Here is a 19,038-nt window from a genome sequence, read left to right as displayed (position 1 = left end):
TTAAAATGAACCAAAATTAACAGCGCATAAATGGCTATTTGCACTATTATTTTGGTTGAGTTGATTTATTAATGAGTTTATCGAGCGTTTTTATATTAAATTAATTCAGGTGGAATTAATTGACTTATATTATGTTGAGTTAGACCCGTTTAACCACAAGATATAAATTACAACACTGCTGAGTTCGGCAAAAACCTTACTCAAGTTAAGTTTTCGCAACGAAGTCGTACTGAGGCGGAGGTCTCATTATTATGCGTAACATGGTGTATTTTTCATTGGTCACCCTCGCCTTGCTTTTAATGCAAGGCTTGAGTCATCGTGCTATCGCTAAAGAGATTAGTTATAGCGCTGATCAGCAATTATATCTGGATGCTCGAAAAGCACTGGATAAAAGACAAATGAAAACCTATAACAAGTTACGTACAAAGCTTGGGGACTACCCGCTTAACGTCTATCTTGATTACCATGAAAAAGGTGCCAGCATCTTAAAACTTAATGGTGAGCAAGCACATACTGCTATCGAAGCTTTCAATGCTACACCGCTATATAACAACTTGCGATACCGCTATTTAAAAAATGCAGGCAAGCGTAAACAATGGAAAAACTTTCTAGCAATCTCACCTAACACACCCAATGATACCGCCTTGCAATGCTATTATTTTAGAGCGCAGCTATCCCAAGGTAATTCAAAAGTGGCCTTCGATGGCGCAGAAAGATTATGGCAGTATGGTCGTTCACGCCCCAAAGAGTGTGACGTACTTTTCAGCGAATGGACTAAAGCAGGAAAACGCTCTCAATCATTGATTTGGTCAAGGATGCTGTTAAGTTTTAATGAAAGTCAGTACGGGCTCACCCAGTATTTAGCAAGAAAAATAACCAAGAATAAAGCTGAAGCTGAGCTGCTCATTTCAGTATATCGCGATCCAAATAGCTTGCGTCATACCCGCAAATTTTCCTCTAAATCACCCATGGTAGGTGACATCGTCACGGTTGGCCTCAGAAAACTTGCCCGAAAAGACCTCAAGCAAGCAGTTAAGCTTTACAAAAAATACGACAAAGCCAATCGATTTAACGCCATTAAAGGACAGCAGTTAAACCGCTACATTGTCCGCCGAGCGCTTATCTATAAAGAAGCGGATTTACTTGAACACATTGACGCGAGTTTACCCACTCTAGACTCTGATGATTTATTTCAAATAAGACTTCGTTGGGCCATTAGTGAGCAAGATACTGACACCATAAAACATTACCTTGCTTTACTCAGTGACGATGTGATTGACGACTCTCGCTGGCAATATTGGCAAGCACGTTATCTGAGCGAGAATGCTAAAACTGATGCCGATAAGCTTCAATCTGAACAAATCTCTAAACAACTCAGTCAGGCACGTAACTTTTACGGTTTTCATACCGCGCAAACCATCAAAGCGCCACTTGCTATGAACGATGATAATTTACAATCAAACCCCGCGCTTGCAGCAAGGCTGAACGATGACCCAGCAATGGCCAGAATTATTGAGCTTATTGCAATGGACAAAACCCGTGATGCCCGTAATGAATGGGTTCACATGCTACGCAGGCAATCAAATCCAATGCGCGCTGAGTATGGGCTATATGCCCTTAAGCAAGGTTGGTTTGATTACAGTGTAGAGGCCAGTATTCAAGCTAAACAATGGAATAGCCTAAAATTACGCTTTCCTCCAGCAGCCCAAAAAGAGTTTGAAAAGGCCAGTAAAAAATATAAAGTCAATATCGATGAGATACGCGCGATAGCAAGGCGTGAAAGCGCATTTTATCCATACGCGACATCGGGTGTGGGTGCTCGCGGCTTGATGCAACTGATGCCTGCAACGGCCAAAGAAACAGCTCGTAAAAACAAGCTCACATTTAAGCGAAAAAACGACTTATATAAAGTTGACTATAACGTACAGCTTGGCAGTGCTTATTATGGTGAGTTATTAAAGCAGTTCGATAATAACCGCGTATTGGCTTCGGCGGCATACAATGCGGGGCCTCACCGAGTTAAACGTTGGCTAAAAGAATCTGACGGAAAATTAGATGTCATGAGCTTTATTGAAACCATTCCCTATAAAGAAACCCGTGAATACGTCCAAGCTGTATTAAGCTACCGTTTGATTTATCAACAATCTCATAGTCCTGATATCAGCATGTTCAGTAAAAAAGAGCTTAACTTCTTGTATTAAATAGCTGACGGGCTTTATATAAAGATCAAATAAACTTTTACAGCTTAATCTCGTTAAGTGCTTTCCTTCTAATTACTGACAAGGTAACGTTATAGGTTCGGTGTATTTGTTAACAGGTATAACATATTTGCTTGTTAACTAACGGAGTCCTGAGTGCCAGCGTCAAAACTAAAACAATTATTATCGCAATTAGAAAGTGTATTACTGGGTAAACCTGAGCAAATTAAACTTGCTGTGGCCTGTATTTTAGCAAAAGGTCATTTATTGATTGAAGACTTACCAGGCATGGGGAAAACCAGTTTATCTCAAGCGTTAGCCACTTCATTAGGCATGAGCTACCAACGGATTCAATTTACCAGTGACATGTTACCTGCCGACATTCTTGGCGTATCCATTTACCAACAAGAACAGCAAGCATTTACCTTTCATCCTGGGCCTATTTTCAATCAGATGTTGTTAGCCGATGAAATTAACCGAGCTAGCCCTAAAACCCAAAGTGCACTTCTCGAAGCGATGGCCGAGCGCCAAATTACCTTAGACAGCACGACACACCCGCTCCCAAAACCCTTTTTTGTTATTGCCACTCAAAACCCTATAGAACAATCAGGCACTTTCCCTTTGCCTGAATCGCAACTCGATCGATTTATGATGAGAATATCTATTGGCTACCCAAATGAACAAGCTGAGCTTGAAATGCTGAAAGGGTTAACCACTCGAAGTGTTACCGAGCCACTATCGCAATGTTTTACGCCGTCAGAACTCATCAGCATACAAAACCAAGTACAAAAAGTTAGCGCATCAGATGCTGTGCTTAAGTACCTTATTAATCTCGCACAATTTTCTCGTGAACAAGCAGACGGCAACGGTTTATCACCTAGAGCCAGTATCGCACTGTTAGATGCAGCTAAAGCCTGGGCGTTTTTACATCATCGTAATTATGTGGTGCCAGAGGATATTCAAGCCGTATTTCATTGCGTGGCCGAGCACCGTATCCGCACTAACAGTCAGTTGCAAGGCCAAGCTTTGTCAGATCATATTCTTGCCAGTGTTAACCCGATTAGTTAACAAGTATGAAATCATCAACAGCCCCTCTGCCCCATTACCGCCCTAAACCCAAATGGTATTCGCGCTTTATTCCTAAACGAATAAAGCAGCGCTGGGGGCTGTGGCTGAATAAACGCATCCCACCTAACAATCAAGTTACCCTTACCCATAAGAGCATCTTTATTCTGCCCAGTGGATTTGGCCTTGCTTGGTTTGTACTTATTTGTGTGCTGTACCTTTTCGGGACTAATTATCAAAACAACTTAGTCATTGGGTTAAGTTTATTGCTGGCAAGTGTGCTGCATACTTGCATCATCTACAGTTATAAAAACTTGGCAGGGCTGACCTTAACCTCGCAAATACCGCCTGAAACACATGCCAACCAAAACATCGCATTTCCGGTAAGCTTATCCAGTAAGATTAATAAAAATAATAGTCATACTAGCCACCAGCAAATTTGTCTAAATTTTGCTGAGCAACGCCATATTCGCTTGACCGAAGTTGATGATTCAACCAATGCCACCATCGCATTTTCTCCTCAAGCGCGCGGCCAGTTTAATCCAGGCCGGATACAGGTGTCATCCAACTTCCCTTTAGGACTGTTTCGTACCTGGTCATATGTTGATCTAGATATAAACCATATTATTTATGCCGAACCACTCAACACCCAAGTGTCACTGACAAGTTTAGATGACGATAACACGAGTGAGTTTGACCACGGTAAACTGCAACCTGGGGTTGATGATTACAAAGGCTTAAAAACTTATGTTGAAGGTGAGTCGTTAAAACAAGTTGCATGGAAACAGTGGGCTCAGGGCCGCGGCATGCTAACCAAAGAATTTGCTCAACCAGAAGGTAAACCTGTATGGCTAAGTCTTGATGACACCCAAGGCACTAATATTGAGCAAAAGCTAAGTAAACTCGCATGGCAAGTTAACACCTTATCTCAAGCTCAGCAGGTCTTTGGTTTAGCACTGCACAAACATGTAATAGAACAGGACAGTGGTGAAGCACATCGAAAACAATGCCAGCAGCTAATCGCTTTGTATGCCAAATCAACATATGGAGGTGCAGATGAAAATTAAAAAATCAGCGCCTCAAACTGCAAACTCAAATGAATTATTTAACGATGATTTTAATGAGAACATCAGCCGTAATACCCTATTTTGGCTGTTGCTCACCAATGTTTTAGTGTTATCTCCTCTCTATCAAGATGCCACGCTGTGGAGCATTGGCATTTGCGCTATTTGTTTTGTCTGGCGTGTGGGCATTTATTTAGGTAAAGTCGCCGCACCACCTAGGTTACTCGTCACTAGCCTAGCCATAGGCGCTGCCACCACTCTTGCTTTAGTGGCTAAAGAGATTGGTATGCTCAATGCGCTAGTCAATCTGTTACTACTCGGTTATGCCCTTAAATATATAGAAATGCGCCAAATTCGAGACGTAAAAGTCGTCGTGTTGGTGGGTTACTTCTTAATTGCATTTGCGCTGCTTGAGCGCCAAGGAATGTTGGATGCTGTACACCTATTATTCGTCTGTATCATTAATGCCTGTGTATTAATCAGCGTATATCAACACAGCAGCAGAAAAGTAAACTTATCCTTTGGTTTTAAAGTCTTTTTACAAAGCCTGCCACTCGCATTACTTCTATTTGTCGTATTCCCACGCCTGCCGCCACTATGGTTAGCTCCGAGTATGAAAAATGCCACTACTGGCATATCAGATGAGATATCGCTAGGCGATATTAGTAAGCTAACACGCTCACCAGCTCTTGCATTTAGAGTCGGGTTTGATAATGAAAGTACTAACCTAACAAAAACACAGCTTATTCCTAATCAACAGCTATATTGGCGAGCTTTGGTTATGGAAGAATATAATGGAAGTACTTGGAAACAGGCTAATGACAGGAAAAACCAACAACTTAAAATTTATGGCGAAAGACCGAGCCGTCCACTACCTGATAGTGAACAAATGCAGAATCCACTGGATTACCAAGTCATCACAGAGCCAACCTTTCAGAAATGGTTATTTGGTTTAGACCAAGCGTACTCGCCTACCGAAAATGTAGTAGAAATGAGTGATTTTAGGTTGTTCTCTTTGCGTAATATCGATCAACGTTTTAGCTATCGAGTAACCTCTTACCCAAACAGCAAATTAGAAACTGAATTATCACCGCAGGCAAAACGAATTAATTTAACTTTACCTAGTAAAACAAATCCCAGAACTCAAGTTTTGGCGCAACAATTTGCCCAAGACTACCCCAACCCAGTCAATCGTATTAATGCAATGATGCGATATTTTACTGAGCAACCTTATTTTTATACCCTGAGCCCGCCTCCGATAGGTAGCAATCAAGTGGATGATTTTTTGTTTGATAACAAAGCAGGGTTTTGCTCCCACTATGCCTCTGCATTAGTGTTTATGGCTCGCTCAAGTGGCATTCCAGCTCGTATGGTCGCAGGCTATCAGGGCGGTGAATACAACCCTAAAGCCGGTTACTACAGCATCTATCAATATATGGCGCATGCGTGGACCGAAGTCTGGTTTGAAGGACAAGGCTGGGTAAGATTTGATCCAACCGCTATGATTGCACCCGATAGAATTTTAGATGGTTTCGATGCCATGTTTACCGGTCAAGATAGCTACTTGCAAGACAGCCTATTTACCAGTTTACGAGTAAAAGAAATTCCTTGGCTTAACGATATTCGTTTGCAAATTGCCAGTTTAGATTTCTATTGGAGCGTTTGGGTACTAGGGTTTGATGAAGAGCGTCAACAACAAGTGCTCAGTGAACTGCTAGGGGAAGTTAATACCAGTAAAATGATCATATTAATGATCATTAGCTTTAGCATTATTGCTTTAGTGATTGCCTATTATGCGGGTGTGTTTAACTTAAGTCCCAAGCAAGATCCCATCATCAAACGCTATAATCTGATTTGCGCTAAGTTCGCTAAGAAAGGTTATCAACGAGAAACTATGCCACCACAGGCATTTGCAAGTTTTATCCACCAAGCTGTTCATCAAGAGCAACCACAATTAGCCGCTGATTTTGACAAGATGACAGAGCACTTTATTGCACTGCAATACCAACAATTGAGTGACAAGCAGATTGAACAACATCAAACCTTGTTTAAACGCTACTTTAGGAAAGTAAAAATGGGGGTGTAGGGTTAACTCTTTAATTATTAGCTTTATTCATTTGAATAAGATCAACGTCGTGGCGCTTCGCCCACACCAGACGAAAGGGAAACAACAGCATTTCCCTTCTCGACATCCCTTGCCGCCCCTACGAAATTGCTCTGAAAAGCGAGCAAGCCTCATGCTTATTCGAAAATAGCTAACGCTTTAGAAAGGCCGTCCATGGCCAACTAAAGCTAGCCTGACGTCCTGTCAGGCTTACGCTATTCTCATAACAAAGAGTCTTCAACGCATTTCAGCAATTTCAATGGGGACATGTTTGACCGGCAGGTTCATTTGTTTAGTTAAAGCCTAAATAGAATTTTTTAAAACTGTGAATGTTCAATTTGAATATAGGTAAGCAAGAAAATTGCGTGAGTCTAGCCATGGATGCGTGAGTCTAGCCATGGATGGCTAGCTAGCTTTCGAGGGGAAGGGACGCCCCATCGTAAGCGTTAGTGATTTTAGTAGCTTGCCGAAGCAGTCTACAAGCAAAGTTAAACGCTATGAATATCTCCATTGGAAGTTTCGCTTTTTAAACTTCGTTGGAGCGGGTGGGTGTTCCAAGAGGGAGTTGCCGCTCACTCCCTTTTGGTCGGGTGTGGGTGGAAAACCCACGATCTTAATCCAAACAGAGTTTGGAAATACAGTAGATCAACTTCTGAATAAATGAATCTCGTTTATACAGTACATTTCTAATAGAGTGTTTATTAATCAATAGCTTTGCTACAGCAAGGTTTTAATTATAGGTTTATTATATGTGTGGGCGCTAAAATTAATGAGGTCAGAATAAACTAAACTCATGACCTATTTAACCAGCCTTATCCACTCCCCCTACTACCCAAACTGACACATACTTAAGCAAGCAAAACTCATCCCTTTTGCTTGCTATTTTAGCGTTTAAACTCTCTATCCAATAAAAGCCTTTCAAACCTAATAACAACCTCTTAGAATGGTTTTTATCATCAGTTGCCGAGTCAGTAATGCTTAGATTAATTCAATCAAATCAGATGGAAGTGCTGTCTGAACAGCTTTCTAAAATGTTAGCTATTCCCCTTGATAATGCTAACTTACTGGCAAACGAACATATCTTGGTTCAAAGCCCTGGTATGTCGACTTGGCTGCGTTTAGAAGTGGCTAAATACAATGGTATTGCAGCAGCCCTTTCCTTTCCGCTGCCGTCGAGCTTTACTTGGCAACTGTGTCATGAATTATTACCTGATGTCCCCAAAGATAATGCCTTTACCAAAGCAGCCATGACGTGGAAGTTAATGGACTTATTGCCAAGGTTATTAACCGATGAAGACTTTGCTCCACTTGACGCTTATCTTACGCCAGAACTTAAATCAGAGCAGGCACCAGAGCAGGCACTTCAACAAGCCAATGAATCTGTCTCTAATTCAAATACTGTTCCTCAAAGTGACAGTTTAACCATGCTGTCAATTAAGCATCAGCAGCACTTTGATGCGATGAAGCTATATCAATTGTGCGGTCGTATCGCCGATATTTTTGACCAATACTTAGTGTATCGCCCAAGTTGGATTTTAGGTTGGGAGCAAAACGAGCATCCGATTAAGCTCGAACAAAACCAGTTATGGCAGCCTAAGCTTTGGCGAGCTTTGATTGAATACAACCAAAATGAGATTAATGGCAGTCAGTATCACCGTGCCAACCTCCATCAAGAGTTGATTTCTGCGCTACAAAATCCGCAAACCGTGATTGGCTCATTGCCTGAACGTTTGTTTGTTTTTGGTATTTCGTCAATGCCGCCGCAAACCCTTGAAGTGCTTTATCACCTAGCTGAGCGTATTGAAGTCATCATGTTTTCATTAAGCCCTTGTCAGCATTACTGGGGCGATATTATCGACCCTAAAGCCCGCGCTCGAATGGCGCTGCAGTATGCTGATAAAAAACAATTAGGTGAGCAGTGGGAAGAAAAGCTTGAAGTGGGTAATCCTATTTTAGCCAATAACGGCAAGATGGGGCGTGAGTTACTGGACTTGATGCTGGAACTACCTGAAGCCCATACTGATTTTAGTTATGACTGTTTTATCGAGCCTGAACAATCGAGCGATGAGTTAAGTCTTCTTACAGGCTTGCAGTACGACATACTGCAGATGGAAACGTTAGGTGAACCATTAGGTCCTGATGCGCACTTCTATCAAAATACCGAGGCTCGACGCACATTGTTACCGAGCGATGACTCCATCACATTAAGAAGCTGTCATAGCCCGCTTAGGGAAGTTGAAACCCTCCACGACCATTTATTATCCTTGCTGTCGAGCCATGATGATTTACTTGCAAAAGACATCGTCGTCATGATGCCAGATGTAGCCGCTTACGCGCCTTATATCGATGCTGTTTTTGGCACCAGCAACAGCCAATCGAGTCAACATTCAGGCAATTATTATATTCCTTACGCCATCGCAGATAGAGGTGCAGCGCAAGAGTCGCCACTGATTAACAGCTTTTTAAATCTGCTCAATATCAATCAAAGTCGATTCGGGCTCACTGACATTATCAGCATTCTGGAAGTCCCAGCAATTTTACGTAAATTTCAGCTTGATGATGACGGTTTACAGCTTATCCGCCGCTGGCTAGATGATGCAAATGTTCGCTGGGGACGTAATGAGCAAACCCGTATTCAGCAAGGTGTACCAGGCTTTAATCAAAATTCATGGGCATTCGGGATCAGCCGACTTATTCAAGGCTATGCGTTTAATGATGACTCAGCCATTTATCACGACACATTACTTGTTAAAGGTGTTGAAGGTCAGTCTGCTCAGACTTTGGGTTACCTACTTAACTTTTTAGAAGCCATTGATGAATATCAGCTGCAACTTGCAAGCCCTTGTCCAACACTTGAGCGAATTGAGCAATTGCACGCGTTACTCGACATCTTTTTTGAAGCCGATGACGACGAGCGTGAGCAAGTGCAAACCATACGTGAAGCACTTAATGCACTAAAAGATGAACTCACAGGTGCTGGTCACTTTGGCGAGCTTGATATTGAAGTGCTTAAACAGTGGTTTAATCAACGCTTAAATGAATCTCGTGTTGGCCAGCGCTACCTTGCTGGTAGTGTGAATTTTTGTACCTTAATGCCAATGCGCTCCATTCCTTTTAAAGTGGTGTGCTTATTAGGAATGAATGATGGTGTTTATCCACGCGTACAACACCCTGTCGGATTCGATTTAATGGCTCACAACGGCGCGATTAAAGGCGACCGTTCACGTCGATTAGATGACAGATACTTGTTTTTAGAGGCGTTATTATCAGCAAGACAACAACTTTACATTAGTTACATTGGTCACTCTGAACGCGATAATGCTGAGCGCATTCCATCGATGTTGGTATCAGAGTTAATCGAATACTATCAATTGTGTTATTTCGCTGACGACCAGTTGATTGATGACATCAACACTGACCGTAGCCAAATTAGTCATGATGAAGCAGACCAGGCAATTATTAATCATTTAATTGTCCAGCAACCGTTACAGCCTTTTGACCCTAAGCTATTTCAGCAGTCAGCAGCTTCTAATACCATCAATACCTTACAGCAAAGTTATAACTATCAATGGTGTCCGCCTTTAAAAGGCAGCACTGCTGGACAAGGTAAATTTATCAGCCCTGATCAGGCAATCACTGCCGACTTACAAACCGACAGCATTAACGATTTAGCTAATAGCGATTTACAGCACTCTTTAGAACACTCTTTACCACATACAGTCGTCGAGTTGTCTGCTTTATTACGTTTTTTCAGAAACCCTGCACAATTCTTTTTTAATCGCAGTTTAAAAGTAGATTTTAACTTACGCATTCAGGCAGACGATAATGATGAGCCTTTCGGATTAGATTCTCTTGAACGATATAAACTGCAATCGTCTTTATTAGATAGCGCCATATCCCATCAACTAGAGCATGCTGATATTGAATTTATTGCCCAGCTTAAAGCTAGCGGCGAACTACCAATGCAGCCATTTGATGACCTCTTATTGAATCAGTATCAAAAAGATATAGCCCCACTCATCAGCCGTGTGCAATATCTAATGGGGGAAAACCCCAAGACATTAGAAATTGATATTAACTTAGCATTTGATGACATCGAATTTAATCAGCAAATCATAAAGGTCACTGTAGAAGGTCGAATTGATGATATCTACGCTAAAGGGCAAGTGAATTACCGTCCAGGCACAGCCCATGGCCGCGACTTTTTGCGGGTGTATTTACGCCACCTTTGTTTAAATGCCGCAGGTATTGAGAAAAACAGTTACCTGTTAGATATTGGTCATTTCCATGCTTTCACTGCAATTAAGCCTGATGCGGCGCATCTTCTACTGCTGCAGTTCGTTCAAGGCTACTTTAATGGCCAGACACAACCGCTATGCTTTATGCCCCGCACAGCTTTGGCCTATGTTGAAGCCGAAGGGGATCATATTGAAAAGCTCCATCAAGCTCAAAGCCAATGGCTTGATGAGCAAACTGAATTTGGCGAAGGTAACGATCCGCACAATAAGCGCTTATTCAGCTTCCCTGATGACTTTACTGAGCAAGGTTTTGGTCACACCGCAGAGCAACTGCTAAAACCTATGCTCAGTGTTTATCACAAAGGTACCTTAGCTGAACTTGATGAATACATTAATGAAATTGTCAGCGTAAATGAGATTGTCAGCGTAAATGAAAAAAATGCCCAATCTAACGCGCAAAAAAATGAGGGGAATAGCTAATGGCAACCGTAACTAAGCTTAACCCTCTTAGCCTACCTTTTGCAGGCACCAGTCTGATTGAGGCCAGTGCCGGAACAGGTAAAACCTATACGATTTCAGGCTTATACTTAAGGTTACTTTTAGGTGATGAGCAAAAAGCACCACTGACCTGCGAGCAGATTTTAGTGGTCACCTTTACCAATGCAGCAACTGAAGAATTAAGAGATCGTATTCGTAAACGTATTCAAGTGGCATTTAAATGTTTTATTGGTCTTGAAACTGATGATGAATTTGTAAAAGCACTCTACCAACAAGTGCCAACCTCTGAACGTGCAATCGCCCTAAGACGTTTAGATTTAGCATTAAAATCTCTCGATGAAGCGGCTATTTTTACCATCCACGGATTTTGTCAGCGTATCTTATCGGATATGGCCTTTGAATCATCGCTGTTGTTTGAGTCTGAATTTACCCTCGATGACAGTGAGTTTTTACACCATGCCGTGCGCGACTTTTGGCGCGAGACCTGTTATCCACTTCCTTCGGTTTTAGCCCAAGTCATTGCCAATGAGTTTGGCAGCCCAGATGAACTCGCCAAGCAACTAAGACAGCTGCTAGGGGCAACCCAAGCCCAAACGCCTTTTATTCCAAAAGACTTTAACAAGTTAACCACTGAGCTAACTCAAAGCTTATCGCGATTTAAAATGCGCTGGCCAAGTGAAAATGAAGCCGCGCTGGCTTTACTCCATAGCTTGCCACTTAATGGTGCCCGCTTTGGCAAAAAAGCTGATGACTACCCTAAACTTGCCAGTATGTTTGATAACTTAACTAATTGGGTCGCCTCGCAAGGACAAAACTTACCGCCAGTCAAAGAATTAGAAATGCTGGCACTATCAGGGCTAAAACTCAACAAAGGTGGCGAAATACCCACGCCATCAGAAGCGCCCTTATTAGACCATATTGAGCGTTTATTCGATTTAATTAAGCAGATAAAACCTGCATTTTTAGTGCGTGCAAAAGATGGGATTAAATTACGCTTTGCAATGCAAAAAGCCCAGCGCAATCTAATGACGCCAGATGACTTGTTGATAACATTAGCAGGTGCGCTGCATTCTGATACTAGTCTCTTAGAATCTAATCACATAGAGTCCGGTCTATTAAATGATAAAAGCAGCAATGCGGATTCATCTAAGCAAGCGCAGCTCATATCTGCTCAGCTAGCCAACGCTATTGCCACGCGTTTTCCTGTTGCGCTCATTGATGAGTTTCAAGACACAGATCCATTGCAATTTGCTATATTTTCGGCGATTTACCAGCAAAAGCAGTCATTAGACAAGCTCAGCTTATTAATGATTGGCGACCCGAAACAGGCCATTTATGCGTTTCGAGGAGCTGACATTCACACTTATATCAGCGCTCGTAAACAAACCCAATCTCATTATAATCTTGAGACCAATTACCGTTCATCCACTGCATTGGTCAATGGTGTCAATCAACTCTTTAGTCAACACAGCGACCCATTCATCAGCAGTGCAATACCCTATGATGTGGTCAATACCCCCAAAAGTGCTGACAATAAGTTACTCATTGAAGCCAGTGGTGATGCCTCTGCGCTGCGAATAAAATTATTGTCAGAAGATGAGTCAGGATTAAATAAAGCCACTGGCCGAAAGCTTTTAGCCGCCGATGCTGCAGCTGAAATCAAACGCTTGTTAACGGAATCTCAAACCGGTGTTTGCTACATGAATACCAGTAAAGGCGAGCCAAAAGCATTAGTGGCAAAAGATATTGCAGTGTTAGTGCGCGATCGCAACGAAGCGGCGGTAATGAAACAAGCATTAAGCCAGCGCAATATCGGCGCAGTTTTTTTAAGCCGCGATAGCGTGTTCAAAACCCAAGAAGCATTTGAACTGGCCATTATATTACGCGCCCTTGCCAATCCTAAAGATGAGCGAAGCCTGCGTGCAGCCATGGCATCTGAACTTATGGGTTACAGTGCAATTCAAATTCATCAATTTAATCAGGATGAAGAACAGCGCCAAGACTTACTGGATAAATTTGCCCACTGGCATCAGTTATGGTCTCGACATGGGATCATGCCAGCCCTCTTGTCCTTAGCCAGTGAAACTCAGCTAATTAAGCGCTTTTTAGCTAAGCAGCATGTGCACGCTCAAAAAGTGGCTCAAAACAGCGCCGATGCTATTGCAACAGACGAGCAGGCAACTGAAATAGAAAGCGGCGAGCGCCGTTTAACCGACTTTCGCCATTTATCAGAGCTATTACAGCAAAAAGCCACTGAACTTGATGGCAGTAGTGCATTGATAAATTGGTTTGAACAACAACTTATCGAAGGACAAGGCAGTGACGAGCAACAATTAAGACTCGAAAGTGAGCAAAACCTAGTACAAATCGTCACGATTCATAAAAGTAAAGGTCTTGAGTATCCCGTGTGTTTTGTGCCCTTTACCAGTCTCGCCCGCGATAACCGCCGCAAACCAACGCCAATGCTTTACCATCAAGACGAGCAACTTATCTGGGATGTTGAAGCGACCAAAGAAGGTTGGGAGCAATACAAGCAAGAAAATCTTGCTGAAGATTTACGCTTACTCTACGTGGCACTGACTCGCCCTGTGTATGTGTGTTATTTGTATATCGCTAACCATAGCCGCATGTTAAAAGCTGGCATTAGCAGTCAACTATTTGAAACCGCTATAGGCTACTTACTGGGCGTGACGACTAAAGAATGCGACTTTGAGCAATTATCCTTACATGCTAAAAAGCTCACCAAAGACAGTGAAGGTAAGCCCATTGACGCCATCAGCATAACTGAAGTTAATGAGATAGATGAGTCAGCGTTAGTTGATATCGATGAAACGCAAACCGAACTCGCTGCTAAAACGCTAAAGCGGGATTATCATACGCCTTGGCGGGTAGGCAGTTATTCAGGGTTAGTGAAACATCTTGCCCATGAAAAAGTCGCCCCAGGTGCCGACGATGAAGACTTTAGCCAAGAGTTACAGCCCCAATTTGAGCCAAGTTCAGAGCAAAATCCATTTGATACCGAGGCAGAAGAAAACGCCATTAATCGTTTCACTTTTGAGCGTGGTGCCAATGCTGGTAGCTTCATGCATTTAGTGATGGAGCTATTTGATTTTACACAGGCAGGATCAGAGTTACCTGAAGCACTAGAAAAAGCCATGGACCAATATGGTTTTGATAAAGAGATCTGGACAGAAACATTAACCGAATGGTATCAGCAAATTCTGCATACACCGCTATTAACGGGCTTCATCGACTGTGACCAAGCCTTGCTGAATGCGAATAACCAGGTCATGAGCTTGAGTGAATTAACCGAAAAACAAAAGTTGGTTGAAATGGAGTTTTATCTGCCAATTAATCAACTAAAGGCCCAGCAGTTAAATCAGTTATTAACTCAGTATGGCTATGATGCCGGACTGGATTTTGATGAGCTTCAGGGCATGTTAAAAGGCTTTATTGATTTAACCTTTGAATACAATGGCCGATTCTACATCGCCGATTATAAATCTAACCATTTAGGCAACAACTTATCCCAGTACACAGTTACAGCGATGGGCGATGCGATAAGTAGTCATCGCTATAATCTTCAGTACATCTTGTACACCTTAGCTCTGCACCGCTATTTATCATTACGAATGCCAAGCTATCATTATCAAACTCATATTGGTGGGTGTTTCTATTTATTTTTACGTGGCATGAGCCCAAGCGAGCCACAGTCTGGGGTATTTTATGACAAACCGCCTCAAGCATTAATTGAACAATTAGATCGACTATTTAATTCTTCTATAGAACAAGCTTCTATGGTTCAAGGCGCCTCACCAGAATCAAGAGCACCAACGGAGTCAGCATCATGAGTCAACTACTCCAACTGAGCGCACCAATAAAAGATTTGTTAAAGCACTGGCAGCAACAAGGTTTAATTACCCCACTTGACCGTCATTTCGCATTAGAAATGACCAAGATGCAAAGCCGCAGCCATTTGCATGGAAATGGGAATGGAAATACGCCAACTCAAGTCAAAGATGATGACTTTTTATTATTGATTTGCGCGCTACTGAGCCAGCAGCTTTCGAGCCAACATAGCTGCTTAGTGATTAACAGTATTGATTTAGCCAATCCATTTTGTGAGCAGCAGCCTTTATGTCAAATCACAGTCAATCATCAGCAGTTAATGCTCGCGATTGCAGAGTTAACTTGTATCGGTGAGCCAAATGAAAACGCGCCATTAATCATTGAACATGGCCGGTTATATTTGAACAAGTATTACCACTTCGAGACACAGGTCGCCGAGCGTTTAAATCACATGGCCACAATTGACTTAGCTGTTGATACTCAAGTTTTACCCGCTTACTTGAATGATTTATTTGATGAAGCTAGCCCAGCACAAGCGCCTCAAAAGATTAACTGGCAAAAAGTGGCCACCGCAACCGCATTAACTAAAGCGCTGGCGGTGATTACTGGCGGCCCAGGTACAGGTAAAACCACCACAGTCACTAAACTGCTATTACTGTTACTCACACAAGAGGCGCTAACCATTCGTCTCGTGGCGCCAACAGGTAAAGCGGCAGCGAGGTTAAGTGAATCGATTAAAGCCTCAAAGTCACGTTTACTCGCTCAAGTCAGTCAAACAGGTAAACCTGAATTAGTCGCAGCGCTGAACAACATTCCTGAAGAGGCGGCGACCTTACATCGATTGTTAGGCGTGATCCCCAATTCCCATGCCTTTAGACACAATAAAGACAACCCACTTAGATTAGATTTATTGGTCGTCGATGAAGCATCTATGGTCGACTTACCTATGATGCACAAATTGTTAAATGCCCTACCCTCTAAAGCAAGGTTGATACTCTTAGGGGATCAAGACCAATTAGCTTCGGTGGAAGCTGGCGCAGTACTCGCCGATATTTGTTCAGGCCTTGCCAATACGCAACTAGATTCAGCAAGTCATGAGGCGCTTAACCGAAATCAGCGACTACAACCATGGCGCATGCGGTACTCGAGCCAGCAAGCCCAATTACTTGCACAACTTACAGGTGAAGCCACCCAGCAGTTTGTGCATCAACAACCTATGATTGGTGATAGCCTGTGTATGCTTATGCACAGTCATCGCTTTAAAGGTGATGCAGGTATTGGCCTGTTGGCCACCGCTGTAAACAGTGTTGATATCAGCGGTATTCGCCGAGAGTGGCAGTTTGGCCATCAAGAGCTCACATGGATTGAGCACCAAACTGAAGGTCAAAGCTTACAGCTATTACAAGCTTCTGTTGCCGCCTACAGTCAATACTTGCAAATGGTGCTGGATAATCATCACCAATTTGAGCAAGGTGCTAACACTGCTGTTCATGGCGCGGCTGACATTATCGACAGCTTTAACCAATTCCGTATTTTGTGTGCTATGCGTTCAGGTGAGTTTGGCGTTGATGGCATGAACCTCGCCATTACTAATGTGCTTAAACAAAATCACTGGATAAAACCCACCCAAGAGTTTTACCTTGGAAGACCTATCATTATTCAAAGCAACGATTACAACTTAGGTTTGTTTAATGGTGATATTGGACTGATTTTACAAGATGAGCTTAAGCCAGAACGACTCATGGCCTACTTCATCAAAGCTGATGGCAGCTTACTTAAAGTACAACCTGCACGTTTACCGCAACATGACAGTTGTTTTGCGATGACCGTACATAAAAGCCAAGGCAGTGAGTTTGAACAAGTGGCGTTTGTTTTGCCACAAAAGCCCAGTAATGCGCAATGGCAACTACTGACCAAAGAGCTGGTTTACACCGCGATTACGCGCGCTAAAGAGCACTTTATCTGTTTAGGCTCACCTTATGTGTTCGAAAGAGCATGTAAGCAAGTGACTTCAAGAGCATCAGGCTTGGCGTTAAGGCTATGGGGAGAAGGAAACGAGTCTGGTTAATGTAAACTGTTTACTTCAAAACTGAACCCTTTTAATAAGCATTTCGTACATTTAAACCAACAAATAATGGCGGAGTGCTTATGTTTTCCTTTTTTAAAACTAATCCTATTAATAAGCTTGAAAAACAGTACTCAATACTTTTAGAGAAAGCCATGCACGCTCAAAGAAACGGAGATATTAGAAGCTACTCGAATTTAACTGCAGAAGCAGAAGAAGTGCTTAAAAAAATACAAATTCTTGAAGCTGAAAACGTATGATCTGAGTTTGAATGGTTGATGTTTATAAAGCCCATATTTAACTTATTCATTTCAAATAAAGTTACATCGAAGAAATTTGAATCCCAGTGTAAGTGCGGCTGTGACCGTCCATGACATGGACGTCATGGCCGAGCTTTCAGGGATGAACTTGCAGCATGTCACAGTCGTACTTACACAATAGCCTGCGGCAGGCATTAGATTAACTTGAAGGAATGAACTTAAATAAACCTGCCAGTATCAAAGAATTTAAGAAGTAAAAAACAATAAAAACCTTTAACGTTTAAGGCAATTAATTTAATTCCATGAAATTAACTAAAAACCTTCCCTATTTTTCTTAAAAGTAAAAGGTTAAAAATAATCTTATTGCTAACCTTTTATAAAATATAGCTAAATAAGCTAGGTATTAAACAAGTTTAAACCTAGCTTTTAAAAACTATCTCCGGGTATTCTCACCCAACCTTCCATCAATACTCTTGCACTTCGACTCATACTGGCTTTGTTAACTTGCCAGTTGTCATCAGCCCACGTTGCTTCTGCGCCGACTTTGAGTGTGCCAGACGGATGACCAAACACCACTTGAGTTCGTGGTATGCCACCAGCTGCTAGGTTAACTAATGAGCCTTCAATTGCAGCAGCCGTACCTATCGCAACAGCTGCAGTCCCCATCATCGCATGGTGTAATTTACCCATGGATAATGCGCGCACTTGTAAGTCAATATCTGTGTTTGCAATCGCTTTACCACTTGATGAGGTGTAATCACTAGGGGCTGATACAAAGGCTATTTTAGGTGTATGTTGACGAGCAGCGGCTTCATCAATGTGATTGATTAATCCCATTTGCACTGCTCCGTGGGCACGCAGCATTTCAAAAAATGCTAACGCTTGTGGATCGCTATTAACATCATCTTGCAGCTCATTACCTTGATAACCAATATCAGCGGCATTAACAAAAATAGTAGGAATACCAGCGTTGATCATAGTGGCTTTAACTGACTCCACGCCTTTGGCGCGAAACTCAGGAATAGACTGTGGCAGCACTAACTCATCAACCACATTGCCAGTAGGAAACATGGCTGCATCAGCATCAGCTGGCGCCATGAACTCCACCAGCACTTCAGCTGCAGGGAAAGTCACTCCATCGAGTTCAAAATCACCGGTTTCTTGCACTTCACCATTGGTCATTGGTACATGGGCAATAATGGTTTTATTAATATTAGCTTGCCAAATACGAACGACAGCAATGCCATTTTGTGGAACACGGCTCGTATCCACTAAACCATTTGAAATAGCGAATGACCCAACCGCAGCAGTTAAATTGCCGCAATTTCCACTCCAATCTACGAAGGGTTTATCAATGGCCACTTGTCCGAAAAGGTAATCTACATCGTGATCTTCTTGGGTGCTTTTAGAAAGAATGACAGTTTTACTGGTACTTGAAGTTGCGCCGCCCATACCGTCAGTTTGTTTACCATATGGGTCTGGGCTGCCAATCACTCTTAGCAAAAGTGCATCACGGGCAGCACCCGCAACTTGAGCTGCTTGGGGTAAATCAGTTAAATTGAAAAATACCCCTTTACTGGTGCCGCCACGCATATAAGTGGCAGCAATCTTTACTTGAGGTGTTTGTGGCGCTGATTGTGGAGAATGTGTCTTATTTTCCATAGACATACTAATTCCTACTCGAATTATTTTGTTCA

At 42.4% G+C, this 19,038-nt stretch carries 9 protein-coding genes; 8 read left to right on the top strand and 1 reads right to left on the bottom strand.

Going from position 1 to position 19,038, the window contains the following annotated elements; all coding sequences use genetic code 11:
- The first annotated feature begins 251 nt into the window (after nucleotides 1-251).
- The 8 genes from FNZ24_RS06570 (at nucleotide 252) to FNZ24_RS06535 (ending at nucleotide 17,341) form a co-directional block, all read left to right on the top strand.
- Nucleotides 252-2,201 (top strand): transglycosylase SLT domain-containing protein, encoded by a 1,950-nt coding sequence (locus FNZ24_RS06570; RefSeq protein WP_153913696.1) that lies wholly within the window; start codon nucleotides 252-254, stop codon nucleotides 2,199-2,201.
- Between the two features lie 153 nt (nucleotides 2,202-2,354).
- Complete coding sequence (locus FNZ24_RS06565) at nucleotides 2,355-3,266, top strand: AAA family ATPase (RefSeq protein WP_153913694.1); 912 nt, start codon at nucleotides 2,355-2,357, stop codon at nucleotides 3,264-3,266.
- 5 nt (nucleotides 3,267-3,271) lie between these two features.
- Nucleotides 3,272-4,330 carry a DUF58 domain-containing protein gene (locus FNZ24_RS06560; RefSeq protein ID WP_153913692.1) on the top strand — a complete coding sequence of 353 codons (1,059 nt, stop codon included), beginning with the start codon at nucleotides 3,272-3,274 and terminating at the stop codon, nucleotides 4,328-4,330.
- Nucleotides 4,320-6,413, top strand: coding sequence for a transglutaminaseTgpA domain-containing protein (locus FNZ24_RS06555; protein WP_153913690.1), 2,094 nt, complete (start codon nucleotides 4,320-4,322; stop codon nucleotides 6,411-6,413). The genes FNZ24_RS06560 and FNZ24_RS06555 overlap by 11 nt, the downstream gene beginning before the upstream one ends.
- Before the next feature lie 992 nt (nucleotides 6,414-7,405).
- Nucleotides 7,406-11,149: an exodeoxyribonuclease V subunit gamma gene (recC, locus tag FNZ24_RS06550; RefSeq protein ID WP_153913688.1), complete on the top strand. Its 3,744-nt coding sequence runs from the start codon at nucleotides 7,406-7,408 to the stop codon at nucleotides 11,147-11,149.
- Nucleotides 11,149-15,018: an exodeoxyribonuclease V subunit beta gene (gene recB, locus FNZ24_RS06545; protein WP_153913686.1), complete on the top strand. Its 3,870-nt coding sequence runs from the start codon at nucleotides 11,149-11,151 to the stop codon at nucleotides 15,016-15,018. The genes recC and recB overlap by 1 nt, the downstream gene beginning before the upstream one ends.
- A complete protein-coding gene (gene recD, locus FNZ24_RS06540) occupies nucleotides 15,015-17,084 on the top strand; it encodes an exodeoxyribonuclease V subunit alpha (protein ID WP_153913684.1) in 2,070 nt (689 codons plus the stop codon). Before recB ends, recD begins: the two co-directional genes overlap by 4 nt.
- 80 nt (nucleotides 17,085-17,164) lie before the next feature.
- Entirely contained in the window at nucleotides 17,165-17,341 is a 177-nt protein-coding gene (locus FNZ24_RS06535; protein WP_153913682.1) for a DUF6435 family protein, read from the top strand.
- A 426-nt stretch (nucleotides 17,342-17,767) separates the two neighbouring features.
- Here FNZ24_RS06535 and prpF read toward each other — a convergent pair whose 3' ends face one another.
- Nucleotides 17,768-19,003: a 2-methylaconitate cis-trans isomerase PrpF gene (gene prpF, locus FNZ24_RS06530; RefSeq protein WP_153913681.1), complete on the bottom strand. Its 1,236-nt coding sequence runs from the start codon at nucleotides 19,001-19,003 to the stop codon at nucleotides 17,768-17,770.
- Between the last annotated feature and the right edge of the window lie 35 nt (nucleotides 19,004-19,038).

It is taken from the genome of Shewanella sp. TC10 (assembly GCF_009663145.1).
GTDB lineage: Bacteria > Pseudomonadota > Gammaproteobacteria > Enterobacterales > Shewanellaceae > Shewanella.
Note: the sequence above shows the minus strand (reverse complement) of the source record. Positions and strands in the feature narration are given on the sequence as shown.

Bases quoted from the DNA above. Each gene is read 5' to 3' on its own strand.
- FNZ24_RS06570 (WP_153913696.1), top strand. From the start codon at position 252: ATGCGTAACATGGTGTATTTTTCATTGGTCACCCTCGCCTTGCTTTTA.
- FNZ24_RS06560 (WP_153913692.1), top strand. From the start codon at position 3,272: ATGAAATCATCAACAGCCCCTCTGCCCCATTACCGCCCTAAACCCAAA.
- FNZ24_RS06555 (WP_153913690.1), top strand. From the start codon at position 4,320: ATGAAAATTAAAAAATCAGCGCCTCAAACTGCAAACTCAAATGAATTA.
- recC (WP_153913688.1), top strand. From the start codon at position 7,406: ATGCTTAGATTAATTCAATCAAATCAGATGGAAGTGCTGTCTGAACAG.
- recB (WP_153913686.1), top strand. From the start codon at position 11,149: ATGGCAACCGTAACTAAGCTTAACCCTCTTAGCCTACCTTTTGCAGGC.
- recD (WP_153913684.1), top strand. From the start codon at position 15,015: ATGAGTCAACTACTCCAACTGAGCGCACCAATAAAAGATTTGTTAAAG.
- FNZ24_RS06535 (WP_153913682.1), top strand. From the start codon at position 17,165: ATGTTTTCCTTTTTTAAAACTAATCCTATTAATAAGCTTGAAAAACAG.
- prpF (WP_153913681.1), bottom strand. From the start codon at position 19,003: ATGGAAAATAAGACACATTCTCCACAATCAGCGCCACAAACACCTCAA.